The following is a 26,772-nucleotide window of genomic DNA, read 5'->3' on the forward strand; positions in this document are numbered from 1 at the left end:
TAAATGATTGGACGCTTCAGGTTTAAGGGAGACGACGTCGCCAAGGATATTAAGGAAAAATACGGGTTTTCCGGAAAGCTGGCCACGCTTTTCAAGAACAATAAAGGCGCGGTCGTGCATAAGTGGCACCACTACATCCCGATCTATGACAAGTACCTGTCCCGCTATCGTGGCAAGTCGTTCAAGATGCTTGAGATCGGCGTATCCAAAGGCGGGTCAATCCAGCTTTGGCGCGCTTATTTCGGAGAGGACGCAACGATTTACGGGATCGATATTGACCCGAATTGCGCCCAGTTTGATGGTCAGTACGGCCAGGTGCGGATCGGATCGCAGGATGATCCGGACTTTCTGCGCGCGGTGATCGAGGAAATGGGGGGCGTCGATGTGATCATCGATGATGGCAGCCACCGGATGGATCATATCCGCACAAGCCTTGATACGCTGTTCCCCCTTCTGGCCGAGGATGGCATCTACCTTGTCGAAGATCTGCACACGGCCTATTGGCCGGAATTCGGCGGTGGGCCGCTGGAGAATATGAACTTCTTCCGCACCATCGGTGGGATGATCGACGATATGCACAAATGGTATCACGATGAGCAGCCGCAGGTGCCTTCGACTGCGGGGTACGTGAAGGCGATCCATATTCATGATTCGATTGCAGTGCTTGAAAAGGCCAAGATCGTGCCGCCGGTCCATTCGCGGAGGGGCAAGTAGGGGTTCAGCTCAGGCCCTAACCTGACTGCTGGAAACCCGGCGCAGACCTGCTAAGTTTTCAGCAATAACAAAACAAAAACGTGATTCTTGGGAGGATCCTTATGAAAAATGTACTGCGCGGCGCGACCGTCGCCACCTTGTCGCTTGCGTTCGCTGGTGAGGCTTTGGCCACTGAATGGAATGTCTCGCTTTGGGGCAAACGCCGGGCCTTTACCGAACATGTCGAAAAACTGGCCGAACTGGTGGATCAGAAAACCGGCGGCGAGTTCACCCTGAACATCAGCTATGGCGGCTTGTCGAAGAACCGCGAGAACCTCGACGGGATTTCCATCGGTGCGTTTGAAATGGCCCAGTTCTGTGCCGGGTATCACCCCGATAAGAACCGTCTGATCACGGTACTGGAACTGCCCTTCCTTGGTGTTGAAAACCTCGATCAGGAAGTCGCTGTAAGCCACGCGGTCTATGACCACCCGGCCGTTGCCGAGGAAATGGCGCAGTGGAACGCGAAGCTGTTGATGACCTCGCCCATGCCGCAATACAACATAGTCGGCACTGGTGAGGCGCGTGATACGCTAAGCGCGTTCGAAGGCATGCGTGTGCGGGCCACGGGTGGTCTTGGCAAAGCGTTCGAGGCTGTTGGTGCCGTGCCCACATCCGTGACCGCAACCGAGGCTTACCAGGCGATGGAATCCGGCGTGGTCGACACGGTGGCTTTCGCCCAGCATGCGCATCTCAGCTTTGGCACCATCAATGAGGCCAACTGGTGGACCGCGAACCTGAACCCCGGCACGGTGAACTGCCCGGTAGTGGTGAATATCGACGCTTACGAAGACCTGAGCGATGAACATCGCGCGGCATTGGATGAGTCGGTGGATGAGGCCATTGCCCATTATCTCGAAAATTACGCTGCCCTGCTGGAGAAGTGGGATGGCGTTCTGGCCGAGAAAGGCGTCGAGAAAGTCGAGATCGCCGAGTCCGAGCTGGACGCTTTCCGTGCCAAGGCTGCCGATCCGATCCGCGAAGCCTGGATCGCCGATATCAACGCACAAGGGTTGCCCGGTCAGGAACTTTATGACCTCGTTCAAGCCACCCTCAAAGATGCCAAGATGTCGAACTAAAGGGCGCACCCCATGGCGGGGGGATCCACTGTTCTGAGCGACAACACGTTGCTCAGCCGTCTTGATCAGGGCCTGATGCGCGCCGAGCGCGTCCTGGCCCTGATCAGCGGCTTGGCCGTGTTTTCGCTGATGTTCCTCGCTGTGCGCTCGGTCGTCGGGCGCAAGTTCTTTGAAGCACCCTTACCCGGCTATGTGGATTGGATCGAGGTACTGTTGCCGTTGATGGCGGTGATGGGCATTGCCTTTGTGCAACGCGAAGGCGGTCATATCCGCATGGATATCCTGATTGGGCGGCTTCGGGGCCGTGCCCTTTGGGCGGCGGAACTGCTTTCGGTCGTATTGATCCTGATCTTCGTGATCTTTCTGATCTGGGGATCATGGGCGCATTTCGACCGCAGCTTTGATATGTCCCGCCCGCTCTGGAGCCGGGACAGCACGATTGATATCGGTCTGCCGGTCTGGCCCTCGAAACTGATCGTGCCTGTAGCGTTCACTGTTCTGGCCTTACGCCTGTCCTTGCAAGTCTGGGGCTTTGGCCGCGCGCTGATCAAGGGGATCGAGGCCCCGGCGGCCGTACCACTTTACATGACAATCGAAGAACAGGCCCGCGCTGAAGCCTCTCATCTGGAAGGGCACGATTAGTATGGAGCCTACCACCATTGGCCTGATCGTCACCGGCGGCATGCTTGTCATGGTGATCCTTGGCATGCGCGTGGCGTTCGCCGCTGGGATGGCGGGTTTCGTGGGTCTTGTCTGGCTACGCTGGAACGGGTTTGATTATGATCCTGATCGGTTCTGGCGCGCTGTCGAAGTTAGTGTGAAACTGGCGGGGCAAGTGCCGCACTCAAAAGTGTCTGCCCACGCGCTGTCACTGATCCCGACCTTCATTCTGATCGGTTTTCTGGCCTATTACGCCGGGCTGACCCGCGCGCTGTTTGAGGCAGCAAAACGATGGGTGGCCTGGGTGCCGGGCGGTTTGGCCGTTTCGACGGTGTTCTCAACCGCGGGCTTTGCCGCTGTTTCCGGCGCGTCGGTCGCCACAGCGGCGGTGTTTGCGCGCATTGCGATCCCGGAGATGCTGAAGATCGGGTATAATAAGCAGTTCGCGGCCGGTGTTGTGGCGGCAGGTGGCACGCTCGCCTCACTCATCCCGCCCTCGGCGATCCTTGTGATCTATGCCATTATCGTGGAACAGGATGTGGGCAAGCTGTTGCTGGCCGGGTTCATCCCTGGGGCCTTCTCAGCGATTGTTTATGCCATTCTGATCATTTCCATCGCTGTGGTGTTCAAGTCTGTTGGCCCGCCTGTCACGGGCTTTACCTGGCGGGAACGGTTTGCGTCGCTGCCGCCGGCGCTGCCCATCGTGGCGGTGGTCGTGATCATCATCTTCTTTGTCTACAACCCGTTTGGCGATGCCTGGGGCACCCCGACAGAGGGCGGCGCCGTGGGCGCCTTCATCGTGTTCCTGATGGCGCTTTATCGCGGCATGCGCTGGGGCGAGTTGAAAGATGCGCTGCTGGAAACCGCCAAGCTGACGGTGATGATCTTCACCATCATCTGGGGCGTGTTGATCTATGTGCGCTTCCTCGGCTTTGCCGACTTGCCGACCGCCTTCTCGGATTGGATCACATCGCTGACCGTTTCCCCGATGCTGATCCTTGTGTGCATCCTGCTGGCCTATGCGGTGCTGGGGATGTTCATGGACGCCATCGGGATGCTGCTGTTGACCCTGCCAGTGGTATACCCGGCGGTGATGGCGTTGAACGGGGGCGAAACCGTCAGCGCCGCAGACAGCGCCTTTGGTATGTCCGGCGAGATGTGTGCGATCTGGTTCGGGATATTGGTGGTCAAGATGGCCGAGTTTTGTCTGATCACACCCCCTATCGGGCTGAATTGCTTTGTCGTGGCAGGTGTACGCGATGACCTTACGGTGCAGGATGTGTTCAAGGGTGTGATGCCGTTTTTCGTCGCTGATGCGATCACGATTGCCCTGCTCGTGGCTTTCCCGATCATCGTTCTGTGGCTGCCCAGCCTCGCCTGACCTTTCAGAAAACTTCATAAATTCAAAGCTCCGCGTTGATATGCGTCGGGCGCAATACAGGGTTTCGGAAAAGTAAACTAATTAGTTCATTTTTGGACTTGAAAACTAAACTGATCTGTTTAGATTGGTAAATGTGAACGAAACAGTTCAGAAATGGAGTGACCCGATGAAACCGCTTGTAACCGCTATCCTGTTGTCTCTTGCTGCCGCCCCGAGCCTGGCGTTGGGTGTGGATATGGGCACCATGTTTCCACCACTGACCTTTCCTGAAACCGTTCCCGCCCCAGCCCCTGAGACCGTGACGCAAGACGGCAATGACGTGCTGAAGTAACAGCACCGGCGGCATCCGGGTGATCCTCCCGCGCCCGGGTGCCGCGTGGTTCTTCTTGTCACCAAGGCCCCCAGCCGCCTAGACTGGTGAAGCCAAGCAGGAGAAACATGTATGACCGCATTGGTCGCTGAGATCAAAAAGGGCAGAAAATTCGATCAGGTGCTCGAAGGAGCCCGAACGGTTTTCATGCGCGACGGGTTTGAAGGGGCTAGCGTCGATGACATCGCCCGCGAGGCACAGGTATCCAAGGCGACGCTCTATAGCTATTTTCCAGACAAACGATTGCTGTTCTCCGAAATCGCACGAATGGAGTGCAACCGTCAGGCCGAAGATGCCCTGAAAGAGGTGGATGCAAGCGCACCGGTTGCCGATGTGCTGCATGAGGCTGCCGATCGGGTGGTGAGGTTCTTCCTATCCGATTTCGGGCAGCAGGTGTTTCGGATTTGCGTCTCGGAATCCCATCGCTTTCCCGAACTTGGCGCACGGTTTTACAAATCCGGCCCCGCGCTGCTGCGTGAACGGTTGGGAAGGATCCTCGCGCCCTATGTGGCCAAAGGCGATCTGCAGATCGACGATATGGAACTGGCCACCTCGCAATTTGGCGAACTGTGCAAATCCGATTTGTTTGTGCGCTGTCTGTGCGGACTGGAAAAAGACTTCACCGAGGCCGAAGTTGAACGGGTGGTCAACGGTGTCGTTGACATGTTCATGGCCCGCTACGGAACCTAGCCGCCCGCCTTGACAATCGCCTTTGCCAACAGGGGTACGGTTTCTGCATTAAGTCCCGCCACGTTGATGCGGCTGTCACTGACCATGTAGATGCCGTTTTCCTTGCGCAGGGTATCGACCGTCGCGCTTGACAGGCCAAGCCGTGAGAACATCCCGCGATGCTGGGCGATAAAGCCGAAACGGTCCGAGCCGGTGAGCTGCTGCAACTCCTGCGCCAGACTTTCACGCAGCGACAGCATGCCAAGGCGCACGTCTTCCAGCTCGGCCATCCAATCAGCGCGCAGATCATCATCGTTCAGTACCATGCTGACCAGTCGCGCGCCGTGATCGGGCGGAAAGGAGTAATTCTGTCGGTTCAGATGGGCAAGGTTGCCCTGCACAGTGCCTTTCAGCCCGCTGTCTTGCAGCACTGCCATCAGGATGCCTGTGCGTTCGCGGTAGATGCCGAAATTCTTGGAACAACTGGCCGCGATCAGAACTTCGGGGCAGGATCTGGCCACCAGGCGCGTGCCCGCGGCGTCTTCTTCCAGACCGTCGCCAAAACCCTGATAAGCAATGTCGATCATCGGGGTTGCGCCGGTTTCCAGCAGGCTGTCGACGACGGCCTGCCACTGCGTCATGTTCAGATTGGCTCCGGTGGGGTTGTGGCAGCAACCATGCAAGAGCACGACATCGCCGGGCCGTGCCTCTTTGATATCCTCTAGCATGCCCTCGAAATTCACACCGCCTGTTTCGCTATCGAAATAGCGGTAGGTGACGGTTTCGGTGCCCAGATGTTTAAGGATGCTGAGGTGGTTGGGCCATGTCGGGTCCGAGACAAACACACGGGCGTCCGGGCTGGCCATCCTGACCAGTTCGAAACCCTGCCGGATTGCCCCCGTGCCACCAGGTGTCGCGGCCGCCGCAACGTGACCCGCCGCGACATGGGTGCCAAGAATCAGCTCGCGCATGGCATCGAGATAGGCCGGATCACCAGCCAGCGCGACGTAAGATTTGCTGGTTTCTTCTTCCCAAAGCTTCTTCTCGGCTGCCTTTACGGCCCGCATCACGGGCGTGTGCCCTTCGGCGTTTTTGTACACCCCTACACCAAGATCGATTTTCACAGGCCGGGGGTCGGCGCGGAACATCTGCATCAATTCGAGGATTTTATCGGCAGGCTGGTCAGTCAGGTTGGTCAGCATCAGCTGTCTCCGGTGGCGATTGGCAGGGTGGGGAAAGCACCCCATTCGGTCCAGGACCCATCATAAAGCGCATGATCAGTCTTCCCCATCCGCTCAAGGGCAAGGTTCAGCACGGCGGCGGTTACGCCCGAACCGCAAGAGGTGATCATTGGCTTGCTCAGATCAACATTGGCGGCTTCGAAGGCCGCGCGCAACTGATCGGGCGACTTCATGGTCTGATCGGCATTTAACAGCGTGGTGAACGGGACGCTATGCGACCCTGGAATATGCCCCGAGCGCAGGCCTTCGCGCGGTTCGGGGGCATCTCCGCTATACCGTTCGGCGGCGCGGGCATCCACAATCTCGTGATCGCGCAGTTTGGCGGCGGCCGAAACTTGCGTAACATCCTTCACCATCTGCGGCTGTCTGCGCACGGTCATGTGGCGGTCGCGGATCACGGGGGGCGTGTCCTCGGTCGGGTGCCCATCGGCCAGCCATTTGAGCAGGCCGCCATCCAGCACCGCGATGTTGTCCTGCCCCATCAGGCGGAACAGCCACCACACGCGGGCCGCGGAAAACAAGCCCATCGCGTCATAAACCACCACCTGATGGCCATCACCCACACCCATCGCGCGCATCCGGGACATGAATTTTTCCACCGGCGGGGCCATATGTGGCAGGGCCGAGCGGTGATCGGAAATCTCGTCAATATCGAAAAAACGGGCACCGGGAATATGCCTGGCATCATATTCCGCCCGGGCATCGCGGCCCATGGCAGGCAGGAACCAGGTGCCGTCCAGAACACGCAGATCAGGGTCTTTCAGGTGCCCGGCCAGCCATGTGGTCGAGACCAGTGTTTTCGGATCGTCTTCTGACATGCAATCCCCCGTCTTTCGCGTGCACCTTGCCTACATCCCGAGGGTCAGAGAGGCAAGACCGGGCACCGCCATCGCGCGCCCGATCATATGTGTCCGGCTTACTTGGCCATCGCGTTCTTGATCAGGCCGACCACGGCCATGACAACGCCACCGCCAACACCGCCGGAAGCGACCTGACCCAGAATGCCCGCGATATCCATTCCGCCCGCGGCAGCACCGCCTGCGCCAAGCATCCCCAGAATCTGACCTCCCAAGCCGCCGCCGATAATCCCGGCGATCGAGTTCCCCAGTACGCCAAGATTCAGATTTTTCAACAGACCACCAGCGACGTTCCCGCCCACGGCGCCTGACAACAAACCAATTAAGAGTTCCATAAGATTTCCTCCCCACAAACCAGGCTCTCAAAAATACCATGCGTTATCCGGCGCAGAGCCCAAGCAAACTGGATTGTCACAGAATAGAGAGGCGCACAGGAATGACCCAAGGGGAAAAACGCTTCTGTTATCCCCGGATTTAGTCGCCGTGGCGCAGCAGGCGTTGCTTCTGACGATTCCAATCCCGCTTGGCATCGACGGCGCGTTTGTCGTGGTTCTTTTTACCCTTGGCGATGCCCAGTTTCATCTTGGCCAATCCGCGATGGTTAAAATACAGCACCAGCGGAACCAGGGTCATGCCCTTGCGCTGCGTGTCATTCCAAAGTCGCGATAGTTCCTTGCGCGACACCAACAGCTTGCGCTTGCGCTTTTCGTCATGGCCAAAGGTTTTCGCCTGCTCGTACGGGGCGATGTAGGAATTCACCAGCCACAGCTCGCCGTCTTCCACCATTGCATAGCTTTCGGCGATATTGGCGCTGTGCTGGCGTAGGGATTTCACCTCGGACCCTTCCAGGATGATGCCGCACTCGATGTCATCCTCGATGGCATAGTCGTACCGGGCACGCCGGTTCTCGGCGATCACTTTGTAGTTCGGGTTGTCCTTCGGTTTGGCCATTTGGGTGTCCTATGCGGCCAACGCGGGCCTGTCCAGAAGACCTAGGGATATATTCACCAAGGGTGGCGGTTCAACCACGCTTCTGCGCTCGCGCCAATGTGAAAACATAGGAGAGGGCATGCGGTTAAAGTATCGTATGCGTTGGTCTTTCGTCGTCTCTCTTCTGCCGCTTCTGGCCCTCTCGGGACTGGCAAGTTGGCAACTTAGCTGGCTTGAACCGCGTCAGACCTTGCCGGGGCGGCTGTCGACCTATCACAAGGTCTATGGGTTCTGGGATGTAGCCTGTGATACTGCAATGGATGGCACAGATCACCGCTGTTACATCCAATATGTCGATGTCTATCGCCCGCGCCCCGATTTTGCCGCGGCGATGGTTGAGGTGGTGATGCATGAGGGTGTGGATGGGCAGGCCGATCCGCATATCCGGTTTGACGTCGAGCCCGGGTTTACCTTCCGTGACACTTCGATTGCCGTGATCACGCCATCAGGACCATGGCCGGTCGATATCGCGCATTGCGCGGGCAGCACCTGTCGCATCTCTGGCGATCCTGCCCGTGCGCTGCTGGATTCCTGGGCCAAGGGCAAGGTGATCAACCTTGAGATTGAAGAAGGCCGGGCGCAGCCTGCCAAACTCAGCTGGCCACTGGATGACATCACCACAATGCTTGATGACTTTGCCACCCAGCGGGCCGCCCGTAACCTACCTTAGTCGGTTTTCCAGTCGCCGTCCTTGTTCCACCACCGATGCGGGTTCTTGCTGTCATCCAAACCCTTACACAGGCTGCGCAGCACATCCGTCACGGTGATCACCGGTTCATAATAACTATGTACCTCATAGATCGCCTCGATGATCCCGCGCAGCGTGGCCTCGTCGCGGGGGATGAAGAACCGCATTTCATCCACGCCGGGGCGTTTGCGCGTGTGGTCTTCGGCCCCGGTGGGTGTGCCTTCGCGCGGGCGATAATATTCATGACCGCCGGGCGCGCGATAGCCGTTCCGGTCGGTCTTGCCCTGCACCAGCGGCGTCACCCCGGTCACGGCGTCAAAGATGCGGTCGACATCTTCGACGGGGGCTTGAAATGCGATCTGCCACATCGGCTGCATCTCAATCGGACGCGTGTCGAATCCGGTGGCCAGAATGCTCTCACCCATAGCGCACCCCCGGCTCCAAAAGCTCGAAACCGAGGATTTCAAACTCGTAAAGTTCACTGTTGTCCGGGCGCATGGTGCGCGCGATCAGTTTGCCATCGTCGGATTGATAGACCGCATGGGTGGTGTGCAGCGCGCGATAGCAATGGCTGCCGTCCGGGTAGTAATACTTGATCATCTCATATCTCCTTCAGTCCAGTTGATCGGGCAATCCACGCCCATTGTTCCACCAGCGATTGGGGTTGGTGTTGTCCGGGTTATAGGCGGCACGGCTGGCCCAATCTTCGCGCAGGAAAATTACGGGCTGCTCGTAGTGGTGCACTTGTAGAACCGCATCCATCACCTGTTCCAGCGCACCCAGGTCGCGCTCGATCGAAATCTTCAGTTCGACCATCGGGTAGGTTTCGGTCTGACCCGCCGTGTATCCGGCCTTGTGGGCAGTCGTGGTCGAATGCGCCTGCGGTTGCGCCGTCTCGCAGCCCGTGGCCGAGATCGAGGCATTGCGATGATACCGGCCATAGCCCAGCGGATGCACTTTCATCACCGCATCCAGAATGCGATCCGTGTCTTCGGGCAGGGTCTGGATTTCCAATGTCCAGACGGGTTCGAAATGGCCGGACTCGGCTTTGTAAGTTTCAAGCATGGGCAGTCTCCTTTGGCTGTGGTCTAACATCACCCTCCTGACAACATATTGTCAGTAGTCGTGCTAAGCTTCTCATATGACCCGTTCGACTCGCCTTTTTGAGATCATTCAGATCCTGCGCGCTTCCCCGACGCCCGTCACCGCGCAGGCGATTGCCGAGGCATTGGAGGTGACTCCGCGCACGGTGTATCGCGACATGGCGGCGTTGCAGGGAATGCGGGTGCCGATCGAAGGCGAGGCCGGGATCGGGTATGTGATGCGGTCAGGGTTTGATTTGCCGCCCCTGATGCTGACAACGGAAGAGGTTGAAGCGCTGTTTGTCGGTGCTGCCTTGTTGCAACGCACGGGAGATGCCGGGCTGCAGCAAGCGGCACGCAGTGCCACGGGCAAGATCGCGGCGGTGCTTCCCGGGGCCAAGGCCCCCGAGGTGCCGCTGCGTGTTTCAAACTGGACTGGCATTCCCGACAAAGGCCCGCGCGCCGATGATCTGCGCCAGTTCATCCGCGACAGTGCTGCCTTGTCGATTGAGTACACCGACCTGAGTGACAGCCAAAGCTCCCGGACGGTCTTGCCGCTTGCAATGATCTATTACGTGGATGCCGTGGTGCTGGCCGCGTGGTGCGAGTTGCGCAAGGGCTTTCGTCATTTCCGGATTGACCGGATCACAGCCTATGCCCCAACCGGCAAGACATATCCTGATCGCTGCAGACGTTTGCGGTTTGAGTGGGAACGCGAGGCCGGAACGCAGGATGGTCTGGTCACTTAAAGCAGTCCCTTGCTGCGCAGTTGTGCCCGCAATGCATCCCCATCCGCGCCCCGTTCGGGGATCGGGTTTGGCTTGAGTGCCTCACCATCAAAGCGCGGTGCGGGGGCGGGTTGCAACGGCCGGTCATGCCAGACGGCGCGCTCTGCCATATGCGGGTCACCTGCCGCATCCTCGGGGGCCAGAACAGGGGCGACGCAAGCGTCACTACCGTCAAACAGATCAGCCCAGTGTTGCAACGGCCGGCTGGCAAACAGTCGCTTAAGCTCCGAGGTTTGGGCAGTCCATTTGGCGGGATCATATTGTGCGGCAAAGCGGGGATCATCGCTCAGGTTAAGAATGCGTAGAAACTCGGCATAGAATTTTGTCTCAAGGCACTGGACCGATAGGTACTGCCCGTCAGCGCATTGATAGACCCGGCTCCAATGCGGACCATCGAGCAGGCTTTGCCCCCGGGGTTTTGCCAGATTGCCACTGGGCGCCATCGACATCAAAAGCGCCATCATATGGGCCGATCCATCGACGATAGCCGCGTCCACAACAGTGCCTTCACCGGTCTTTTGCGCGTTCAGAAGCCCGGCCAGAATGCCTGCCACCAAGTATAAGGCGCCGCCCCCGATGTCGCCCACCAGTGTGGCCGGGGTTTGCGGGGGCTGTCCGGGTTGTGACCCATACCAGAGCGCACCGGAGGTGGCGATATAGTTATAGTCATGCCCCGCCTGCGCGGCGCGCGGGCCATCCTGCCCCCACCCGGTCATGCGGCCATAAACCAGCTTGGGATTCGCCTTGAGGCAAGGCCTGGGCCCAAGACCCAAACGTTCCATCACCCCGGGGCGGTTGCCTTCAATCAGGGCATCGGAGGATTTGATCAGGGCCATGGCCACACTCAGGTCGGCGCTGTCCTTGAGATCAAGGATAATCGCGCGTTTGCCGCGATCCAGCAGGTTATGATTGCCTACCGTGGGATTGGCGCTTTGGGGGCGCTGGATGACGATCACCTCGGCCCCCAGATCGGCCAGCATCATCGCCGCAAATGGACCCGGGCCAATACCCTCGAATTCGATGATGCGAAACTCGTTCAGCATGCTGTTCTAGTACCGCCTGTTGATGCGCCTGTCACTGGCGATGCGGCGCTTCTTTTGCTGTTCGCGTATGAACACGAACAGGCCCGACCCGAGGATCAGTGCGATGCCGATGGTGGCCACAGTCCCCGGAAGATCACCAAAGATCACCCATCCCCACATGATGGCCAGAGGCAGGCCGACATATTCAAACGGCGCGATGGTGGCGGCATCGGCCATGCGATAGGCGGCGGCCAGCGTATACCCGACAATGGCCGAATTCAGGCCCAATGCCAGAAAGTACCAAAGGTCCGATCCTTCCGGCCAGACCCAGGCGCGTAATACGAAAATCAGGCTTTCATTCTCCAGTCCTTCGGCATAGCGCCCATCACCGGCGACGAGCCAGAACAACAGGCTGACCACGATAAAGGTCATCTGGATATAGACCGCCATTGCCGAAGCCTTGGAAGCGACGCCCAGCAGGCGGGTTAACAGGGAATTCAGCGCATAGGTGACCGCCGCCAAAAGCGGCAGAAGGTAGATCACGAAAGGCACGTCTCGCGCTTCGCTGCTTTGCCAGGGCTGGATGACGATGATCACGCCGACAAATCCCACCAGAACTGCACCGATGCGCAGCGGCCCGACCTTTTCACCCAGCATCGGAATGCTGAGCAGGGTGATCACCAAAGGGGCCACAAAGGCGATCGCGGTGGTGTCGGCCAGAGGCAGCGAGGCGAGAGCGGCAAAAAACGACAGGTTTGCCACGACGATTAGTAAACCACGCAGCAAATGCAGGAACGGCGTTTTGGTTTTCAGGATATGCCAGCCGCCTTCAAGCTGCACGAAGAGCAAGCTGAAACAGATGCCAATACTCGAGCGGATGAACACCATCTGGTGTAGCGGATAGCCGCCTGACAGCAACTTTATCAGCATGTCGTTGATCGAAATACCCACGATTGCAATCAGGATAAGACCAATCCCCATCGCGGGGTTGTTCAGCTTGGTCTGCGTGGTCATCGGTGGGTCCTTTCCAGATTGACCTAGCATGGGGAAATCGGGTGGTCACGCTTGTTTCCGACATGGTTGCTTGGCGGTGCGCGGGGCTTGCGGTAGTCTGACCAAGCCGTGATGGGACGAGGAGGGCGCGCCGATGAAAATGCATGACGAACGGGATATTCAAGCGGACCGGGCAACCGTTTGGGCGGCGCTGTTGCATCCTGAGGTTCTGAAAGAATGTGTGCCCGGCGCGCAAGAGCTGACCGGTACACCGGAAGACGGTTTTGACGCGGTCGTCGTGCAAAAGGTTGGCCCCGTGAAGGCGACCTTCAAGGGCCACGTTACGCTGTCGGATATGGTTGAACATGAAAGCCTGACCCTGTCCGGGTCTGGCAAGGGCGGGGCCGCCGGCTTTGCCAAGGGCAGTGCCAATGTGCGGCTGGAAGACAGCGAAAACGGTACCCGGCTGACCTATGATGTCGAGGCCAAGGTCGGAGGCAAACTGGCCCAGTTGGGCAGCCGCATCGTTGATGGGTTCGCCAAGAAGATGGCCGATCAGTTCTTTGTCCGGCTGGAAGAAGTGATTGAAGGCCCCGGGGAAGACGACGCGCCAGAGGCTGACGATACGGAAGAGACGAAAAAGAAGGGGTGGTTAAAGCGATTGATCAGTTAATGCAAAACGCGCAAGCACTTTTGGGGGTGCGCAGAGTTTCGCATAGATCAACCGGCGGTTTTCCCGGGGGACACATCAACGATTGGAAGTCCGCCCAATCACCTCGGCGATTCGCTTTCCGATCTCGGCACTGGCCTTGGACGACGGATGGATCATGTCAAACGCGTGATAGCTTCGATCACCATGCGGGACCAGATCGGCAAGGGACAGGAAGTAGACGCCCTTGTCCAGATCGGCCAGCTTGTCGATCCGGCGTTCAAGCTCATCGCCCTCATCCTTGCAGTATTCGATCGGAGAGCCGACTCCGGGTGAGCGCAGATAACCGACGTAAAGAACCTTGGCGCCATCCTGGCGCAGTTGCGAGACAAAACCGGGGATCGTGCCCTTGCGACCGTCCTCGGAAATCAGCCGCTCCATCTTGTTGTCACAAAAACTGCACCCGCAGCCCAGCCACAGATCATTGCCGCCACCATTGACGATCACCCAATCCCATTTTCCGGGGCGATATTGCTTGGTGATGTTCAACCCGGCAGCCCCGGAAATGGGCAGCGCATAGATCATCCGCGCGCCGACGACCGAGCGGTCGATGACTTGTTCGTCGAGTTCATTCTCGAGAGTGTGCGAGACCGCCTTGCCCACGCCGCCATTGGTCGCCATCAGCGAATCGCCGACCAATAGGATGCGTGCCTGATCACTTCTGGTAACGGCCTCGCCGCAGCTGGCCAAGGCAAAGAGAGCGCAAAAAGCCCAGATAAAATGGTGATTTATAGTCAATTCCCCAATCCTTCGTGTCCACCGACCATTGCCGATTACCCAAAGTTCCCAGAGTAGTATCTCTAACCACTGTTAAAAAATCGACAACGAATGGCGGTGCCGGGGCTGAACACTCTGTTTCCGCACTTCCGCACATTCCGCCCTGCGCTTTCGAAGATTTGCACCCCGGTAACTTTCGCCTACTGTGCCCGAGAATGGCTCAGAGGAACTGCAGCATGGCCCCGATTGTGGATGTGAATGACCTGCGCAAAACCTACAAAGGCGGGTTTGAGGCGCTCAAAGGTGTGTCGTTGAGCATCGAGGAAGGTGAGATTCTGGCCCTTCTCGGCCCGAATGGGGCAGGTAAGACCACTTTGATTTCAACGCTTTGCGGCATCACGACGCCCTCTTCGGGCAGCGCACGCGTTGGTGGGCATGACATCGTGAGCGCGTATCGTGCCGCGCGAATCCTGATCGGTCTGGTTCCGCAAGAGATCGCACTGGAACCGTTTGAGCGCGTCATCAACACGCTGCGGTTTTCTCAGGGCGTGTTTGGCAAGAAACGTGATGATGCACTTATCGAACGAATCCTGCGGCAGCTCTCTTTGTGGGACAAGCGCACGGCCCGCACCCGCGAGTTGTCGGGCGGCATGAAGCGGCGCGTGATGATCGCCAAGGCGCTGTGTCACGAACCCCGCGTGCTGTTTCTGGATGAGCCGACCGCCGGGGTGGATGTCGAACTGCGCCGCGACATGTGGGACATCGTCAAAGGGCTGAAGGCCGACGGCGTCACGATCATCCTGACCACGCATTACATCGAAGAGGCCGAGGCGATTGCCGACCGCGTTGGTGTGATTGCCAAGGGGGACCTGCTGCTGGTTGAGGATAAGGCGGCGTTGATGGCGCGCATGGGGCGCAAGACCTTGCAGATTGACCTGCGCGAGCGCGTGCAGACGATGCCGGATGCCTTGAAAGAGTATGATCTGGAACTGGCCGATGAGGGCGCGGCGCTGCTTTATCACTACGATACGCGTGGCGAGGGCACGGGCATTACCAAACTGTTGCAGGCGCTGGCTGCAGAAGGGCTGCAACTGCGCGACCTGCACACCAGTCAATCCAGCCTGGAAGAGATTTTTGTCGGCTTGGTGCAGGAGGATGCGGCATGAACCTCTATGCGATCAAAGCCATCTACATGTACGAAATGAACAGGTTTTTCCGCACGTTGATGGAGAGCCTTTTGTCGCCGGTCATTTCGACTTCGCTGTATTTCGTTGTGTTTGGTGCAGCGATTGGCAGCCGGATAGATCAGGTCGAAGGTGTCAGTTACGGCGCGTTTATCGTGCCCGGTCTGATCATGCTGAGCGTGATGACACAGGCGATCAGCAATGCCAGTTTCGGCATTTATTTCCCGAAATTCATCGGCACGATCTTTGAGCTGCTCTCGGCCCCGGTCAGTTTTCTCGAAGTGGTGGTGGGCTATGTCGGGGCGGCGGCAACCAAGGCCTTGTTGATCGGGGTGGTAATCCTGGTCACCGCGAAACTGTTCGTCGATATCGAGATTTTGCATCCCGGGGCGATGATCGCTTTCCTGATCCTCACCTGCGTGTCCTTTGCCTTGTTCGGGTTTATCATCGGCATCTGGGCCGAGAATTTCCAGCAGTTGCAATTGATTCCACTTCTGGTGATCACCCCCTTGGTATTCCTGGGCGGGGCGTTCTATTCAATCTCGATGCTGCCAGCGGCATGGCAAACGGTGACCTTGTTCAACCCGGTGGTCTATCTGATCTCGGGCTTCCGATGGTCGTTCTTCGGGGTGGCGGACGTGCCCGTGATGTGGAGCCTGCTGGCGATCTTTGGCTTTACGATGATGTGCCTTGGCGTCGTCTGGTGGGTATTCAAGACGGGATATCGGATCAAATCCTGACCGGATCGGCGTATCTTTTCAGCCACATTGTGGTTTGTGGGTAGGCACCACCTTGTTTGCGGGGCACCGGGGCTCTAAATCGGCCTGCATGAAGCATCTTGTCCCCTTCCTGAAATCTGAACCCTGCGTGGCCGTCATCCGGCTGACCGGGTCGATTGGCGCGACGAGCCGCTCTCAGCTGAACGACGAGGCCATGGGCCCGGTGATCGAAAAGGCGTTCAAGCGTGGCAAACCCGCCGCGGTGGCCTTGCTGATCAACTCACCCGGTGGATCGCCGGTGCAATCCTCGCTGATTGGCGCGCGCATTCGCCGGTTGGCTGAAGAGCATGCCATTCCCGTGCATGCCTTTGTCGAGGATGTGGCCGCCTCGGGCGGGTATTGGCTGGCCACTGCGGCGGATGACATCTGGGTCGACGCTGGCTCGATCGTCGGTTCGATCGGAGTGATCTCGGCTGGTTTCGGGGCGCCCGTGTTTTTGGCCCGGCAAGGGATTGAACGCCGGGTGCATACGTCGGTGAAATCCAAAAGCCTGCTCGATCCGTTCCTGCCCGAGAAAAAAGAGGATGTCGCGCGGCTGAAGTCTTTGCTGGAACAAATCCACGAGCAGTTTGTAACACAAGTTAAGACGCGCCGAGGAGACAAGCTGACGGACAAGACAGACTTGTTCACCGGTGAATTCTGGTTGGGCCGTCGCGCCGTGGAGCTGGGTCTGGTGGATGGTGAGGCACATCTGGTGCCCAAGCTGCAGGATCTTTACGGCGAGAAAGTACGCCTGAAATGGTATGGCCGTAAGCGCGGGTTGCTGAGCCGTTTCAGCACTGATCTGGCCCGCGATGCGGTGGCTACGGTTGAGGAGCGTGCGGATTACGCGCGTTTCGGGCTCTGACGTGATTGCAAAAATCGTTGCTCTCTTTTTGGTGTTTATTGCCGTGTTGGGCATGTTCGGGAAACTGAGGTTTCCGGGGCAAAAGCGCCTCGCCTCGGCCAAGTGTCCCAAATGCGGGCGCTACCGGATCGGTAAAGGCCCCTGTTCCTGTCAGAAAGGTCCGCGCACATGATCATGGCCTGGCTTTTGTCGGGCCTGGGCCTGCTGATCCTGCTTCTGGCGGGTGATGCATTGGTCAAAGGGGCGGTGAATCTCAGCCTGCGGGTCGGTATCCCGGCCCTGATTGTCAGCCTGACGATTGTCGCCTTTGGCACCTCGGCCCCCGAGCTGTTGATTTCCATCAACGCCGTGCTGGATGAAAAACCCGGTCTGGCGCTGGGCAATGTGGTGGGATCAAATACCGCCAATATCCTGCTGGTTCTGGGGGTGCCTGCGCTGCTGGCCGGGCTGCACACCAGTTCGTGCAGTTGCCAGAAAACCTTTCTGTTCATGATCGCATCCACCTTCCTGTTTATCGCCTTGGCGTTCCGAGGGGTCTTTGACTGGTATGCCGGGATCGTTCTGCTGGCGGCCCTTGGCTATGTCCTGTTTGACGCGTTTCGCGATGCGCATCGGCACCGCAAGGCGGTCGCCGTACAGGCTGAAGACGAGGATGACGAAGAGGTCGAGGGCGCTGACCCCGACATGCCATGGTGGCAGATCTATGTCTTCCTTGGCCTTGGGTTGATCGGCCTGCCCCTGGGGGCGGATCTGTTGGTGGACAACGCGTCGATCATCGCCAAGGCCTTTGGGGTCAGCGATGCGGTGATCGGGCTGACCTTGGTGGCGCTGGGTACGTCCTTGCCGGAATTGGCGACTACGGTGATGGCCGCGCTACGCAAACAGGCCGATGTGGCCTTGGGCAATGTCATCGGGTCGAACATGTTCAACCTGCTGGCTATCATCGGGATCACCACGCTGGTGGGGCCAATTCCGGTCGATCCTGAATTCCTGCGTTTCGATCTTTGGGTGATGCTGGCGGCGTCGCTGCTCTTAATCCCATTTGTCTTTTTCAAGCAGGACATCAGGCGCGGTTGGGGGATTATCTTGACGGCGCTTTATCTGATCTATGTTGTAATCGTCCTGACCTGAACGGAGACGATAGATGACACGCGCACTGGTAACTGGGGCGGCACGGCGGCTGGGCCGGGCGATGGCATTGGCCTTGGCGGAACGGGGCCATGATGTTGCCGTGCATTTCGCTGGTTCCGAAGATGAGGCGCAAGAGGTGGCTGATCTGATCACCGCGATGGGCCGCAAGGCCGTGGTGCTTGAGGCCGACTTGCTGGACGAGGCGCAGATGCAAAATCTGTTTCCCAGAGCAGTTGAGGGGCTGGGCGGGCCGATCACGACACTGATCAACAATGCGTCTATCTTTGAACATGACACGGTGGAAACGGCCACGCGGGAAAGCTGGGACCGGCATCTTGAAAGCAACCTGCGCGCGCCCTTCGTGCTGACCCAGGCATTGGCGGCGCAAGTGCCCGAGCCCAAAATCGACGCTCAGGGCGAACCGGTGGCGCAGGGTGTGGTCATCAACATGATTGACCAACGCGTGCGCAAGCTGACCCCTGAATTCATGAGTTACACGATCGCCAAATCCGCCCTCTGGATGATGACACAGACGATGGCACAGGGGCTTGCCCCTCGGGTGCGGGTGAATGGAATCGGGCCGGGGCCGACCTTGCAGGGCCCGGCCCAGAGCGCCGAGCAGTTTCGACGCCAGCGGCAGGCGACCATCCTGCAACGCGGGGCTGATCCAGAGGGAATCATCGCGGCGCTCGATTACCTGCTGAAAGCTCCTGCCGTGACCGGTCAGTTGCTTTGTGTTGACGGTGGTCAGCATCTGGGTTGGCAGACGCCGGACGTGGTGGGTGTCGAGTAGATTGGTGAGTCTGAGCCTGACTTTTGCACTACTGCTTCCGTTCGTCACGAAAGTGTTACAAAAATACTAATGTTTTCAGTGTTTTGTCATTTGGTAAGTTTTTTCACTCATAAAATCAGTAGCTTACAAAAGTGCCTAAAAATTAGGCAGATCATGGAAATGGGCCAAAAACAACAGTAATTTCCAGATCGGCGAAACTTATAGGCAGAGTTATCCACATGTTCCGTGGACAGGTTTTCTCTTGCCCCCGGGTTGGTAAGATTGCAGCACCACACGAGAATCATATCTGAAAGTATACCCGCCCCGTGAACGAGCAAACTGCCCCAAAAACAGGCCATGGCGTGATCCAGTCTTATCTCAAGACCTTGGACGGTTCTCCGGGCGTCTATCGTATGCTCGATGCGCAGGCGCGGGTGCTTTATGTCGGCAAGGCGCGCAACCTCAAGGCGCGGGTGTCCAGCTATGCGCGCCCCACCGGGCATACGCCCCGGATCGCCCGGATGATTGATGCCACCGCCTCGATGATGTTTCTGACCACGGCGACGGAAACCGAGGCGCTGTTGTTGGAACAGAACCTGATCAAGCAGCTGAAACCAAAGTTCAACGTGCTGCTGCGGGATGACAAAAGTTTCCCGAATATCCTGGTCACCAAGGCGCATGATTTCCCGATGATCAAAAAGCATCGCGGGGCAAAAAAGGAAAAGGGTGCGTATTACGGCCCCTTCGCCAGCGCCGGAGCGGTGAACCGGACACTGGGGCAATTGCAGCGGGTGTTTCAATTGCGCAATTGCAGCGATGCGATGTTCGAAAGCCGCACGCGCCCCTGCCTGCAATACCAGATCAAACGCTGCACGGCCCCTTGCGTCGGGCATATCAGCAAGACGGAGTATGGGGGGCAGGTGGCCGATGCAGAACGCTATCTGGCCGGCAAATCGACCGAGATCCAGGAAAAGCTGGCCGCGCAGATGCAAGCGGCCTCCGAGGCGATGGAGTTCGAGCGCGCCGCTGCGCTTCGGGATCGGATCAAAGCGTTGACGCAGGTGCAGACCGCCCAAGGCATCAACCCGCGCACGGTGAACGAGGCCGATCTGATCGCCCTGCATCTGGATAAGGGACAGGCCTGTGTTCAGGTCTTCTTCGTCCGCGGCGGCCAGAACTGGGGCAATCGTGATTTCTATCCGCGCGTCGGGCCGGATGTGGCGGAACCCGAGGTGCTAGAGGCTTTCATCGGGCAGTTCTACGACAGCAAAGAGCCGCCCAAACAGTTGATCCTGTCTCATGGGATTGAGAATGATGACCTGATGCAGGCCGCCCTGAGCGAAAAGCTGGGCCGCAAGGTCACTTTGCTGGTGCCGCAGAAAGGCGAGAAAGCCGAGTTGATCGACGGCGCGCTGCGCAATGCCCGCGAAAGCCTTGCGCGCAAGATGGCCGAGACGGCGACACAAGGAAAACTGCTTAAAGGTCTGGCCGAGGCGTTTGATCTGGACGCCCCGCCGCAGCGGATCGAGGTTTATGACAACAGCCACATTCAGGGGGCCCATGCCGTTGGTGCGATGATCGTGGCGGGGCCGGATGGTTTTATGAAAAACCACTATCGCAAGTTCAACATCAAGGGCGAAAGCCTGACCCCGGGTGATGACTTCGGGATGATGAAAGAGGTGCTGACCCGGCGGTTCAAACGTCTTTTAAAGGATGATCCAGACCGCGACGAAGGGCATTGGCCCGATCTGTTGCTGATTGATGGCGGTGCCGGGCAGGTCAGTGCCGTGGCCCAGATCATGCGCGAAATGGGGGTCGAAGATATCCCGATGGTCGGCGTTGCCAAGGGCGTGGACCGGGATCAGGGCAAGGAAGAGTTTCACCGGATAGGCAAACAGGTCATGGCCCTGCGCCACAACGATCCGGTACTTTATTTCGTGCAACGCCTGCGCGACGAAGCCCACCGTTTTGCTATTGGTACCCACCGGGCCAAACGCGCCAAGGCGGTTGGCGCGACGCCTCTGGATGATGTGGCGGGCGTTGGTGCGGCCCGCAAACGGGCCCTGTTGCAGCATTTCGGATCCGCCAAGGCGGTCAGCCGCGCGGCGCTGGCCGATCTGAAGGCCGTGGACGGTGTGTCAGATGCCCTTGCGCAAAAGGTCTATGATTATTTCCATGAAAATGGCTAGGGCTCCGGTGCGCCTGTGTCTTCCCCCACCCTCAGATACTCGTTAGACAGTTGCCATGACGTGGAACATTCCAAATATCCTGACCATCCTGAGGTTGCTGGCGGCACCCATGGTGGCGGTGATGTTTCTTTACTTCAACAGGCCCTGGGCGGACTGGTTTGCGCTGGTCCTGTTCATCACGGCAGCACTGACAGATTGGCTGGACGGGCATCTTGCCCGGACCTGGAAACAGACCACAAAGCTGGGTGCGATGCTGGACCCGATTGCCGATAAGGCGATGGTGGTGATCGCGTTGATGGTGATCGTCGGGTTCTCCGATGTCTACTGGACCCCTTGGCTGGTGCTGCCCGCAACGGTGATCCTGTTCCGCGAAGTGTTCGTGTCGGGCCTGCGGGAATTTCTGGGGGATACGGCGGGCACGTTGCAAGTGACCCAACTGGCCAAGTGGAAAACAACGGCGCAGATGGTGGCAATCGCGATCCTGTTTTCCCGTGGGATTTTCGAGCATCATCTGGTCATGCACAGCTTTGGCATGGATCAGGCGATGATTGATGAGGTGCTGCGGGGTCAAGTTGAGGACGTAAACGGTTTGCGCGGGTATTACCATGCCATGATCTGGTCGGGGCGGATCGGCTTCTGGATGCTATGGATTGCGGCGGCTATGACGCTTATATCGGGTTTTGATTACTTCAAGAAATCAGTTCCTTACCTGAAGGATAGACCATGATTGATGTGCTTTACTTTGCCTGGGTGCGCGAACGGATCGGACACCCCAAAGACCAAGTGGACAGCAGCGCCGCGACGGTGATGGAGCTAGTCGAAGAACTGCGTGCCCGAGAACCGCGCTACGAGGCGGCTTTTGCTGACCTTGATGCTTTGCGAGTGGCCGTGGATCAGGAATTGACCGGCTTTGATGCGCCTTTGAAGGGCGCGCGAGAGGTGGCGTTTTTCCCGCCCATGACGGGAGGTTAAGCGATGGATATCCGTGTCCAATCCGAGCCGTTTCAATTCGGGGCCGAGGCCGAAACCTTTGCCAACCGGCAAAGCGGCATGGGCGCGGTTGTCACTTTCAGCGGGATCGTGCGTGACATCGCCGGTGGTCTTGAGGTGATGGAGATCGAACACTATCCCGGCATGACCGAAAGCGCCCTGCGCGGGATTGCCGAAGAGGCGTTAAGCCGTTGGAACTTGGGCGATGTTCTGGTCATTCACCGGCACGGCCCGCTGCATGCCAATGACATGATCATGATGGTGGCCACCTCTGCACCCCATCGCGTGGATGCATTTGAAGCGGCGGAATTCCTGATGGATTACCTCAAATCCCGCGCACCGTTCTGGAAGAAGGAAAAGACCAAGGACGGGGCCGATTGGGTGGCGGCGAAGGATGAGGATGAGATGGCGTTGGGGCGGTGGAGCGACAGCTCGTAATGTTTACCCTGTTTCTTACTAAAGGCGTTCGCGGCGCGCCTGGAGCCAGAGTCTAAAACACAGAGGTGGTGAAAGTCGGTTTGGCGGGCGAATCAAACAGTAGTTTAAGCGAAATTTCCGTTCTCATCTGGCCATGTCCATATCTCGTCATCAGAAAGGATAGCGTCCACCACTGCCGCTGCCCTCTCTCGTGTGGTCGAGTTCTCGCGTAGCGCCATGTTATTGATCTCAATTTCGATAAAGTAGTTGACGACCTGCTCGCGGCAAGCCCCCCGTCGCAGTTGAGAGGCCGCTGCAACCAAATGGCTGTCATATTCATCGGCAAAAGAAATGTTGTCGTCATCATCCCACCTGCCCGCAAACGGACCTCCTGGAGCTAACAGGCAAATGGGGTCCCAAAGCTTCCAGCCGATATCTCGCAATCGAGAAAGTTTAATCTGCGGCTGAGAAGATATTGGTTCCATTAGAACATTTTCGTAGATGCACCTAAATGATGCCAGTCTCAATTTGTTATCCGCTTTGGGCTCAAAACCGCCATCTGATGCTTTTAGCCGATTTAGAGACCCTGACAGTCCACCGCGTCGAATCGTGAGGTGAGCCGTTTCACCTGTAAGGTTCGGCAGTGGGGCTGATCAATCCCACCAGGGGCCGTGATGTTTGCCCTCTTCGCCCAGCCGTTCAAATCCGTGATAACCAAAGAAATCGCGTTGGGCCTGAATGATGTTGGCGGACCCATACCCTTGGCGCATGGTGTCATACCATGACAGCGCCGCAGTCAGGGCTGGGGCCGCGTGGCCCGTGGTCACGGCGGCACCCACCACTTCGCGCAGGGCGGGAATGGTGCGGGCGAGGGTTTCAGCGAATTTGGGCGACAGGATCAGCTGACCGGCGGGCATGTCTGATCCAAACGCTTCAGAGATATCATCCAACATCGCCGACCGGATGATGCAGCCCGCACGCCAAATCTCGGCAATGCGGGCATAGTCCAGCGGCCATTCATATTCTTCCGCTGCAGCATCGAGCACGCGAAACCCCTGCGCATAACCAAGGATGCGTGCGGCGGTGAAGGCCTCGGCCATGGTGGCCGACCCCAGCGTGATTGCGCCCCGCGCACCGCCCAGAATGGCCTCGGCTTGCTGGCGGGTGTCTTTCTCCGATGACCAACTACGCGCACCAACGGCGGCCTCGATCATGTTCGCCGCTTGACCCAAAAGGACGGCCTCGACTACGGTCCAGCGGCCTGTGCCCTTTTGTCCGGCGGCGTCCTTGATCACATCGACCATTGGGTGGCCGGTGATCGGGTCGTCATATTGCAGGGCCTTGCCGGTGATCTCGATCAGGTAGGATTTCAGCGGGCCTTGGTCCCATTCGGCGAACATCTGGCCGATCTCGGGTGGGGTCCAGGCCGCGCCATTGCGCAAGAGGCTGTATATCTCGGCAATGACCTGCATTTCGGCATATTCGATGCCGTTGTGAACGGTCTTGATGAAATGCCCGGCGCCATCGGGACCAAGATGGTCGACACAAGGGTCGCCCTCGAACTTGGCCGCAATCGTGGTGAGGATCGGCTTCAACTGGGTCCAGCTGTGATCAGTGCCGCCGACCATCATCGACGGCCCATGGCGCGCACCGTATTCCCCACCCGAAACCCCCATACCGACGAAATGGATATCCTTCTCGGCCAAGGTGGCCGATCGGCGGCGGGTGTCGTGGAAATTGGCATTGCCGCCGTCAATGATCGTATCGCCGGGTGACAGCAGCGGAGCGATGGTGTCGATCATCATATCCATGGGCTTGCCAGATGGGATCATGAACAGGATCAGCCTAGGGCTGGGCAGTCCGGCGACAAAATCCACGAGCGTCTCATGCGGGTGCAGACGTGCGGCCAGATCGCCGGCTTCGTCCATGAAACCGACAATCCACTCGACCTCGCGGTTGGTGACTGCAACCTCGAACCCGTTCTGGGCCATATTCAGCGCCAGCGCGCTGCCCATGGTTCCCAACCCGTAGACGCCGATTTTTGTATTTCTCGCCATGCCGTGCCCCCGCCTTTTGTTTTGACCAAGCGTAGGCACGGCGCGGGCGAATGCAAGCAGTTCGGTCGGCCAGACTTAGTCCAGCACGCCAGGCAGGCTGAGATCGCCCGACGCGACATCGAACACATCCGTCACGCAAAGCAGCGGGGCATGCACATTGGCGTTGACACGAAGTGCGGCAGTGACGCCGTCATAACCGGTACCCGCAATCTCACCGGCAAAGGGGATGGCCACAGTCAGTGAAATCTCGGGGCCGTCAAAGACCGGTGTGAAGCCGGGGCTGTCGATGAAAAGCGGCAGCCCTGGCCAGGTGGCAGGAAGCGCCGGGGTTTCACCCTCGGGTATGTCGCGCACCGACAATGCGCCCTCACCGCAATCGTCATGCGGGGCCAGCACCACCCAGTGGCTGTGCCAGCCCGCCCCGTCATTGGCCAGATCGCCATCGCCGTTTTCGTCGAACAGCGGCGTATCATCGAAATCCGGATGGCTGGTGGCGGCCAGCGCCAGGATGCCGGTGCCCGGCTCGAACCCTACCACGTTTGGATCAAGTGTCGTGGGCCAGACATAAGACAGTACCGGCGCACCGCCCAGCGCGCCCGCCGGGTCGGGTATCTCGGACCCGGCGCCACCGGCTGTCGTCATGTGGAAGGTCACAGTATGGCCCGAGCGATGCGCGTGGGCTGCCAGAATGTCGAAAGATGCGCTGACGTTCTCTGCCGGGGATGAAGTGACTGCGCCATCCTGTTCCGCCGCAGGCGCGTGGTTGCCGCCGGCCAGAAGAGGGGTTGCGATGACAGCGGCCAGTGCCGCGATGGAAATTCTGATCATGTCGGTCTCCTTTGATGTCAGGTGGCGACAAACTAGTAGCGAATCGCTATTATTGCAATACTGATTTCGTATCGCTATTAATTACCCATGACCAACACTGATTCTCTGCAACTGCGCCCGCTGCTTGACCGGTTGACCCGTTTGTCGGCAGCAGATGCCTGGGCCGATCACCTGACGCCCACGCAGATGGCCGCGCTGGATTACCTCAACCGGGCCAACCGGTATTCCCGCGCGCCCTCACAGGTGGCCGACTACCTTGGTGCGACCCGCGGAACCGTGTCGCAAACGCTGAGAACGCTGGAACGTAAGGGGCTGATCGAAGAACAGCGCTCAACCGAGGATAAACGCCGGATCAGTTATGACATCACCGCCGACGGGCAGGCGGCGACAGGCAGCTGCGACGGGCTGGACGCCGCGGTGTCCGCATTGCCCGAGGATGACCGCAAGGCGCTCACCCAAGGCATGCGGGCGTTGTTAACCGAAATGGTGACAAAGCGCGGCGCGCGGCCCTTCGGGTTTTGCCGCGATTGCCGACATCACGTCACCGGAACAGGCGGCAAGGCCCGCTGTGCCCTGCTGGGTGTCGCGCTTGCATTGGACGAGGCCGGTCAGATCTGCCACGAACAGACGCCCGTCTGAGATCACACGCCCAGACACCAGCGCATGATCGCCTTTTGTGCATGCAAACGGTTCTCGGCCTCGTCGAAGATCACCGAATGAGGGCCGTCCATCACAGCACTTGTCGCCTCTTCCTCGCGATGGGCAGGCAGGCAATGCATGAACAGCGCGTCGGGCTTGGCATGGCGCATCAGCTCTTCGTTCACCTGATAGCCGCGCAGCATGTTATGGCGACGTTCCTTGGTGGATTGGCTGTCATGCATGCTGACCCAGGTGTCCGTGACCACCAGATCGGCGCCCTCTACCGCCTTGTGCGGGTCGCGTTCGATGGTGATCTTGCTGCCGGCCTTGCGGGCCAGCCCCATGAATTCGTCTTCCGGGTCCAGTTGAGCGGGGCCGGAAAAGGTGAGGTCAAACCCAAACTGCCCGGCGGCGTGCAGGAAGGATGAGCAGACATTGTTGCCGTCGCCCGACCAGACAACTTTCTTGCCTCTGATCGGGCCGCGATGTTCTTCATAGGTCATGACATCGGCCATGATCTGACACGGGTGCGTGCGATCAGTCAGGCCGTTGATCACTGGCACAGAGGCGTATTCCGCCATTTCCAGCAGAACGGATTCGTCAAATGTCCGGATCATGATCAGGTCGACATACCGGCTGAGCACACGGGCGGTGTCGGCAATGTTTTCGCCATGGCCCAACTGCATATCGGCACCGGACAGCAGCATGGTTTCGCCGCCCATCTGGCGCACCCCTACGTCAAAGCTGACCCGGGTGCGGGTTGAAGGTTTCTCAAAAATCAGAGCGACCATATGGCCCTTGAGCGGTTCATCATCATCCACGGCACCACGTGGGCGGCCAGCGCGCGCAGTCTTCATGATCTGGGCGTTGTCGATGATGGTCCGCAGGTCAGCGGGGTCGGTTTTGTGTATATCAAGAAAATGGGTCATGGCGGTGCCTT

General features: G+C 58.6%; 33 protein-coding genes. 19 read left to right on the forward strand and 14 right to left on the reverse strand.

What is annotated here, in order from left to right; translation table 11 throughout:
• Positions 1-3: 3 nt before the first annotated feature.
• From V6N02_RS19055 to V6N02_RS19080, 6 genes are all read left to right on the forward strand, one after another.
• Complete coding sequence (locus tag V6N02_RS19055) at positions 4-714, forward strand: class I SAM-dependent methyltransferase (RefSeq protein ID WP_371228252.1); 711 nt, start codon at positions 4-6, stop codon at positions 712-714.
• Positions 715-815: 101 nt separating this feature from the next.
• The gene (locus V6N02_RS19060; protein ID WP_371228254.1) at positions 816-1,832 is read left to right on the forward strand and encodes a C4-dicarboxylate TRAP transporter substrate-binding protein; all 1,017 of its coding nucleotides are present in this window, start codon (positions 816-818) and stop codon (positions 1,830-1,832) included.
• Positions 1,833-1,844: 12 nt separating this feature from the next.
• Entirely contained in the window at positions 1,845-2,474 is a 630-nt protein-coding gene (locus tag V6N02_RS19065) for a TRAP transporter small permease subunit (protein WP_371228256.1), read from the forward strand.
• Position 2,475: 1 nt separating this feature from the next.
• Positions 2,476-3,873, forward strand: a complete 1,398-nt coding sequence (locus V6N02_RS19070) for a TRAP transporter large permease (RefSeq protein ID WP_371228258.1) — start codon at positions 2,476-2,478, stop codon at positions 3,871-3,873.
• A 166-nt stretch (positions 3,874-4,039) separates the two neighbouring features.
• Positions 4,040-4,204, forward strand: coding sequence for a hypothetical protein (locus V6N02_RS19075; protein WP_371228260.1), 165 nt, complete (start codon positions 4,040-4,042; stop codon positions 4,202-4,204).
• Positions 4,205-4,315: 111 nt separating this feature from the next.
• Positions 4,316-4,933: a TetR/AcrR family transcriptional regulator gene (locus V6N02_RS19080; RefSeq protein WP_371228261.1), complete on the forward strand. Its 618-nt coding sequence runs from the start codon at positions 4,316-4,318 to the stop codon at positions 4,931-4,933.
• On the opposite strand, the gene V6N02_RS19085 is transcribed toward V6N02_RS19080, so the two are convergent.
• The 4 genes from V6N02_RS19085 to smpB all read right to left on the reverse strand — a co-directional run bounded on the left by V6N02_RS19085 (position 4,930) and on the right by smpB (position 7,961).
• A complete protein-coding gene (locus V6N02_RS19085) occupies positions 4,930-6,114 on the reverse strand; it encodes an amino acid aminotransferase (RefSeq protein ID WP_371228263.1) in 1,185 nt (394 codons plus the stop codon). The two genes, V6N02_RS19080 and V6N02_RS19085, sit on opposite strands and share 4 nt — an antisense overlap.
• The gene (gene sseA, locus V6N02_RS19090; RefSeq protein ID WP_371228265.1) at positions 6,114-6,971 is read right to left on the reverse strand and encodes a 3-mercaptopyruvate sulfurtransferase; all 858 of its coding nucleotides are present in this window, start codon (positions 6,969-6,971) and stop codon (positions 6,114-6,116) included. Before sseA ends, V6N02_RS19085 begins: the two co-directional genes overlap by 1 nt.
• 98 nt (positions 6,972-7,069) lie before the next feature.
• Positions 7,070-7,345, reverse strand: a complete 276-nt coding sequence (locus V6N02_RS19095) for a hypothetical protein (RefSeq protein ID WP_371228267.1) — start codon at positions 7,343-7,345, stop codon at positions 7,070-7,072.
• Between the two features lie 139 nt (positions 7,346-7,484).
• Complete coding sequence (gene smpB / locus V6N02_RS19100; protein ID WP_371228269.1) at positions 7,485-7,961, reverse strand: SsrA-binding protein SmpB; 477 nt, start codon at positions 7,959-7,961, stop codon at positions 7,485-7,487.
• A 118-nt stretch (positions 7,962-8,079) separates the two neighbouring features.
• On the opposite strand from smpB, the gene V6N02_RS19105 reads away from it, so the two are divergent.
• Positions 8,080-8,670: an invasion associated locus B family protein gene (locus tag V6N02_RS19105; protein WP_371228271.1), complete on the forward strand. Its 591-nt coding sequence runs from the start codon at positions 8,080-8,082 to the stop codon at positions 8,668-8,670.
• Here V6N02_RS19105 and V6N02_RS19110 read toward each other — a convergent pair.
• From V6N02_RS19110 to V6N02_RS19120, 3 genes are read right to left on the reverse strand one after another with little or no spacing between them, the layout of a single operon-like run.
• Complete coding sequence (locus tag V6N02_RS19110) at positions 8,667-9,113, reverse strand: YqfO family protein (RefSeq protein ID WP_371228273.1); 447 nt, start codon at positions 9,111-9,113, stop codon at positions 8,667-8,669. The genes V6N02_RS19105 and V6N02_RS19110 overlap by 4 nt on opposite strands.
• Positions 9,106-9,288, reverse strand: coding sequence for a hypothetical protein (locus V6N02_RS19115; protein WP_371228275.1), 183 nt, complete (start codon positions 9,286-9,288; stop codon positions 9,106-9,108). Before V6N02_RS19115 ends, V6N02_RS19110 begins: the two co-directional genes overlap by 8 nt.
• A 12-nt stretch (positions 9,289-9,300) precedes the next feature.
• On the reverse strand, positions 9,301-9,753 hold the full coding sequence (locus V6N02_RS19120; protein WP_371228277.1) for a hypothetical protein: 453 nt from the start codon (positions 9,751-9,753) through the stop codon (positions 9,301-9,303).
• 76 nt (positions 9,754-9,829) lie between these two features.
• Here V6N02_RS19120 and V6N02_RS19125 point away from each other — a divergent pair, with 76 nt between their 5' ends.
• Positions 9,830-10,519, forward strand: a complete 690-nt coding sequence (locus tag V6N02_RS19125; RefSeq protein ID WP_371228279.1) for a helix-turn-helix transcriptional regulator — start codon at positions 9,830-9,832, stop codon at positions 10,517-10,519.
• Here the strand turns inward: V6N02_RS19125 and V6N02_RS19130 are convergent.
• Together V6N02_RS19130 and V6N02_RS19135 are read right to left on the reverse strand one after the other, a co-directional pair.
• Positions 10,516-11,601: a CaiB/BaiF CoA transferase family protein gene (locus V6N02_RS19130; protein ID WP_371228280.1), complete on the reverse strand. Its 1,086-nt coding sequence runs from the start codon at positions 11,599-11,601 to the stop codon at positions 10,516-10,518. The two genes, V6N02_RS19125 and V6N02_RS19130, sit on opposite strands and share 4 nt — an antisense overlap.
• Positions 11,602-11,607: 6 nt before the next feature.
• Entirely contained in the window at positions 11,608-12,594 is a 987-nt protein-coding gene (locus V6N02_RS19135) for a DMT family transporter (RefSeq protein WP_371228282.1), read from the reverse strand.
• 133 nt (positions 12,595-12,727) lie between these two features.
• Between V6N02_RS19135 and V6N02_RS19140 the strand changes: the two genes are divergently transcribed.
• Positions 12,728-13,246 carry an SRPBCC family protein gene (locus V6N02_RS19140; RefSeq protein WP_371228284.1) on the forward strand — a complete coding sequence of 173 codons (519 nt, stop codon included), beginning with the start codon at positions 12,728-12,730 and terminating at the stop codon, positions 13,244-13,246.
• Positions 13,247-13,321: 75 nt separating this feature from the next.
• On the opposite strand, the gene V6N02_RS19145 is transcribed toward V6N02_RS19140, so the two are convergent.
• Positions 13,322-14,020, reverse strand: coding sequence for an SGNH/GDSL hydrolase family protein (locus V6N02_RS19145; RefSeq protein ID WP_371228286.1), 699 nt, complete (start codon positions 14,018-14,020; stop codon positions 13,322-13,324).
• Between the two features lie 215 nt (positions 14,021-14,235).
• Between V6N02_RS19145 and V6N02_RS19150 the strand changes: the two genes are divergently transcribed.
• From V6N02_RS19150 to V6N02_RS19190, 9 genes are all read left to right on the forward strand, one after another.
• Positions 14,236-15,165 (forward strand): ABC transporter ATP-binding protein, encoded by a 930-nt coding sequence (locus V6N02_RS19150; protein ID WP_371228288.1) that lies wholly within the window; start codon positions 14,236-14,238, stop codon positions 15,163-15,165.
• On the forward strand, positions 15,162-15,923 hold the full coding sequence (locus V6N02_RS19155; protein WP_371228290.1) for an ABC transporter permease: 762 nt from the start codon (positions 15,162-15,164) through the stop codon (positions 15,921-15,923). Before V6N02_RS19150 ends, V6N02_RS19155 begins: the two co-directional genes overlap by 4 nt.
• Before the next feature lie 88 nt (positions 15,924-16,011).
• Complete coding sequence (locus V6N02_RS19160) at positions 16,012-16,809, forward strand: S49 family peptidase (protein ID WP_371228292.1); 798 nt, start codon at positions 16,012-16,014, stop codon at positions 16,807-16,809.
• 171 nt (positions 16,810-16,980) lie between these two features.
• Entirely contained in the window at positions 16,981-17,940 is a 960-nt protein-coding gene (locus V6N02_RS19165) for a calcium/sodium antiporter (protein WP_371228522.1), read from the forward strand.
• Positions 17,941-17,953: 13 nt separating this feature from the next.
• Positions 17,954-18,733, forward strand: a complete 780-nt coding sequence (locus V6N02_RS19170; RefSeq protein ID WP_371228294.1) for an SDR family oxidoreductase — start codon at positions 17,954-17,956, stop codon at positions 18,731-18,733.
• A 305-nt stretch (positions 18,734-19,038) separates the two neighbouring features.
• The gene (uvrC, locus tag V6N02_RS19175) at positions 19,039-20,901 is read left to right on the forward strand and encodes an excinuclease ABC subunit UvrC (protein ID WP_371228296.1); all 1,863 of its coding nucleotides are present in this window, start codon (positions 19,039-19,041) and stop codon (positions 20,899-20,901) included.
• A gap of 55 nt (positions 20,902-20,956) precedes the next feature.
• Positions 20,957-21,628, forward strand: coding sequence for a CDP-diacylglycerol--glycerol-3-phosphate 3-phosphatidyltransferase (gene pgsA, locus V6N02_RS19180; RefSeq protein WP_371228298.1), 672 nt, complete (start codon positions 20,957-20,959; stop codon positions 21,626-21,628).
• Complete coding sequence (gene moaD / locus V6N02_RS19185) at positions 21,625-21,873, forward strand: molybdopterin converting factor subunit 1 (RefSeq protein ID WP_371228300.1); 249 nt, start codon at positions 21,625-21,627, stop codon at positions 21,871-21,873. The genes pgsA and moaD overlap by 4 nt, the downstream gene beginning before the upstream one ends.
• Before the next feature lie 3 nt (positions 21,874-21,876).
• Positions 21,877-22,329, forward strand: coding sequence for a molybdenum cofactor biosynthesis protein MoaE (locus V6N02_RS19190; RefSeq protein WP_371228302.1), 453 nt, complete (start codon positions 21,877-21,879; stop codon positions 22,327-22,329).
• A 104-nt stretch (positions 22,330-22,433) separates the two neighbouring features.
• Here the strand turns inward: V6N02_RS19190 and V6N02_RS19195 are convergent, their stop codons facing one another.
• The 3 genes from V6N02_RS19195 to V6N02_RS19205 all read right to left on the reverse strand — a co-directional run bounded on the left by V6N02_RS19195 (position 22,434) and on the right by V6N02_RS19205 (position 25,193).
• Positions 22,434-22,793 (reverse strand): hypothetical protein, encoded by a 360-nt coding sequence (locus V6N02_RS19195; protein WP_371228304.1) that lies wholly within the window; start codon positions 22,791-22,793, stop codon positions 22,434-22,436.
• Positions 22,794-22,961: 168 nt separating this feature from the next.
• On the reverse strand, positions 22,962-24,365 hold the full coding sequence (gene gndA / locus V6N02_RS19200; RefSeq protein ID WP_371228306.1) for an NADP-dependent phosphogluconate dehydrogenase: 1,404 nt from the start codon (positions 24,363-24,365) through the stop codon (positions 22,962-22,964).
• 75 nt (positions 24,366-24,440) lie between these two features.
• A complete protein-coding gene (locus V6N02_RS19205) occupies positions 24,441-25,193 on the reverse strand; it encodes a hypothetical protein (RefSeq protein WP_371228307.1) in 753 nt (250 codons plus the stop codon).
• Between the two features lie 87 nt (positions 25,194-25,280).
• On the opposite strand from V6N02_RS19205, the gene V6N02_RS19210 reads away from it, so the two are divergent.
• A complete protein-coding gene (locus V6N02_RS19210; protein WP_371228309.1) occupies positions 25,281-25,832 on the forward strand; it encodes a MarR family winged helix-turn-helix transcriptional regulator in 552 nt (183 codons plus the stop codon).
• 2 nt (positions 25,833-25,834) lie between these two features.
• Here V6N02_RS19210 and argF read toward each other — a convergent pair whose 3' ends face one another.
• Positions 25,835-26,761, reverse strand: a complete 927-nt coding sequence (argF, locus tag V6N02_RS19215; protein WP_371228311.1) for an ornithine carbamoyltransferase — start codon at positions 26,759-26,761, stop codon at positions 25,835-25,837.
• Between the last annotated feature and the right edge of the window lie 11 nt (positions 26,762-26,772).

It is taken from the genome of Roseovarius conchicola (assembly GCF_041403425.1).
GTDB classification, from domain to species: domain Bacteria; phylum Pseudomonadota; class Alphaproteobacteria; order Rhodobacterales; family Rhodobacteraceae; genus Roseovarius; species Roseovarius conchicola.

Excerpts from the sequence above, each read along its gene's own strand:
- V6N02_RS19155 (WP_371228290.1), top strand. The coding sequence starts at position 15,162 with ATGAACCTCTATGCGATCAAAGCCATCTACATGTACGAAATGAACAGG.
- V6N02_RS19070 (WP_371228258.1), top strand. The coding sequence starts at position 2,476 with ATGGAGCCTACCACCATTGGCCTGATCGTCACCGGCGGCATGCTTGTC.
- V6N02_RS19135 (WP_371228282.1), bottom strand. The coding sequence starts at position 12,594 with ATGACCACGCAGACCAAGCTGAACAACCCCGCGATGGGGATTGGTCTT.
- V6N02_RS19065 (WP_371228256.1), top strand. The coding sequence starts at position 1,845 with ATGGCGGGGGGATCCACTGTTCTGAGCGACAACACGTTGCTCAGCCGT.
- V6N02_RS19190 (WP_371228302.1), top strand. The coding sequence starts at position 21,877 with ATGGATATCCGTGTCCAATCCGAGCCGTTTCAATTCGGGGCCGAGGCC.
- V6N02_RS19105 (WP_371228271.1), top strand. The coding sequence starts at position 8,080 with ATGCGGTTAAAGTATCGTATGCGTTGGTCTTTCGTCGTCTCTCTTCTG.
- V6N02_RS19115 (WP_371228275.1), bottom strand. The coding sequence starts at position 9,288 with ATGATCAAGTATTACTACCCGGACGGCAGCCATTGCTATCGCGCGCTG.
- V6N02_RS19055 (WP_371228252.1), top strand. The coding sequence starts at position 4 with ATGATTGGACGCTTCAGGTTTAAGGGAGACGACGTCGCCAAGGATATT.
- V6N02_RS19075 (WP_371228260.1), top strand. The coding sequence starts at position 4,040 with ATGAAACCGCTTGTAACCGCTATCCTGTTGTCTCTTGCTGCCGCCCCG.
- smpB (WP_371228269.1), bottom strand. The coding sequence starts at position 7,961 with ATGGCCAAACCGAAGGACAACCCGAACTACAAAGTGATCGCCGAGAAC.
- V6N02_RS19085 (WP_371228263.1), bottom strand. The coding sequence starts at position 6,114 with ATGCTGACCAACCTGACTGACCAGCCTGCCGATAAAATCCTCGAATTG.
- V6N02_RS19205 (WP_371228307.1), bottom strand. The coding sequence starts at position 25,193 with ATGATCAGAATTTCCATCGCGGCACTGGCCGCTGTCATCGCAACCCCT.
- V6N02_RS19195 (WP_371228304.1), bottom strand. The coding sequence starts at position 22,793 with ATGGAACCAATATCTTCTCAGCCGCAGATTAAACTTTCTCGATTGCGA.
- V6N02_RS19060 (WP_371228254.1), top strand. The coding sequence starts at position 816 with ATGAAAAATGTACTGCGCGGCGCGACCGTCGCCACCTTGTCGCTTGCG.
- V6N02_RS19210 (WP_371228309.1), top strand. The coding sequence starts at position 25,281 with ATGACCAACACTGATTCTCTGCAACTGCGCCCGCTGCTTGACCGGTTG.
- V6N02_RS19110 (WP_371228273.1), bottom strand. The coding sequence starts at position 9,113 with ATGGGTGAGAGCATTCTGGCCACCGGATTCGACACGCGTCCGATTGAG.
- V6N02_RS19130 (WP_371228280.1), bottom strand. The coding sequence starts at position 11,601 with ATGCTGAACGAGTTTCGCATCATCGAATTCGAGGGTATTGGCCCGGGT.
- V6N02_RS19140 (WP_371228284.1), top strand. The coding sequence starts at position 12,728 with ATGAAAATGCATGACGAACGGGATATTCAAGCGGACCGGGCAACCGTT.
- V6N02_RS19120 (WP_371228277.1), bottom strand. The coding sequence starts at position 9,753 with ATGCTTGAAACTTACAAAGCCGAGTCCGGCCATTTCGAACCCGTCTGG.
- V6N02_RS19125 (WP_371228279.1), top strand. The coding sequence starts at position 9,830 with ATGACCCGTTCGACTCGCCTTTTTGAGATCATTCAGATCCTGCGCGCT.
- sseA (WP_371228265.1), bottom strand. The coding sequence starts at position 6,971 with ATGTCAGAAGACGATCCGAAAACACTGGTCTCGACCACATGGCTGGCC.
- V6N02_RS19170 (WP_371228294.1), top strand. The coding sequence starts at position 17,954 with ATGACACGCGCACTGGTAACTGGGGCGGCACGGCGGCTGGGCCGGGCG.
- V6N02_RS19160 (WP_371228292.1), top strand. The coding sequence starts at position 16,012 with ATGAAGCATCTTGTCCCCTTCCTGAAATCTGAACCCTGCGTGGCCGTC.
- V6N02_RS19095 (WP_371228267.1), bottom strand. The coding sequence starts at position 7,345 with ATGGAACTCTTAATTGGTTTGTTGTCAGGCGCCGTGGGCGGGAACGTC.
- gndA (WP_371228306.1), bottom strand. The coding sequence starts at position 24,365 with ATGGCGAGAAATACAAAAATCGGCGTCTACGGGTTGGGAACCATGGGC.
- moaD (WP_371228300.1), top strand. The coding sequence starts at position 21,625 with ATGATTGATGTGCTTTACTTTGCCTGGGTGCGCGAACGGATCGGACAC.
- V6N02_RS19150 (WP_371228288.1), top strand. The coding sequence starts at position 14,236 with ATGGCCCCGATTGTGGATGTGAATGACCTGCGCAAAACCTACAAAGGC.
- pgsA (WP_371228298.1), top strand. The coding sequence starts at position 20,957 with ATGACGTGGAACATTCCAAATATCCTGACCATCCTGAGGTTGCTGGCG.
- V6N02_RS19080 (WP_371228261.1), top strand. The coding sequence starts at position 4,316 with ATGACCGCATTGGTCGCTGAGATCAAAAAGGGCAGAAAATTCGATCAG.
- argF (WP_371228311.1), bottom strand. The coding sequence starts at position 26,761 with ATGACCCATTTTCTTGATATACACAAAACCGACCCCGCTGACCTGCGG.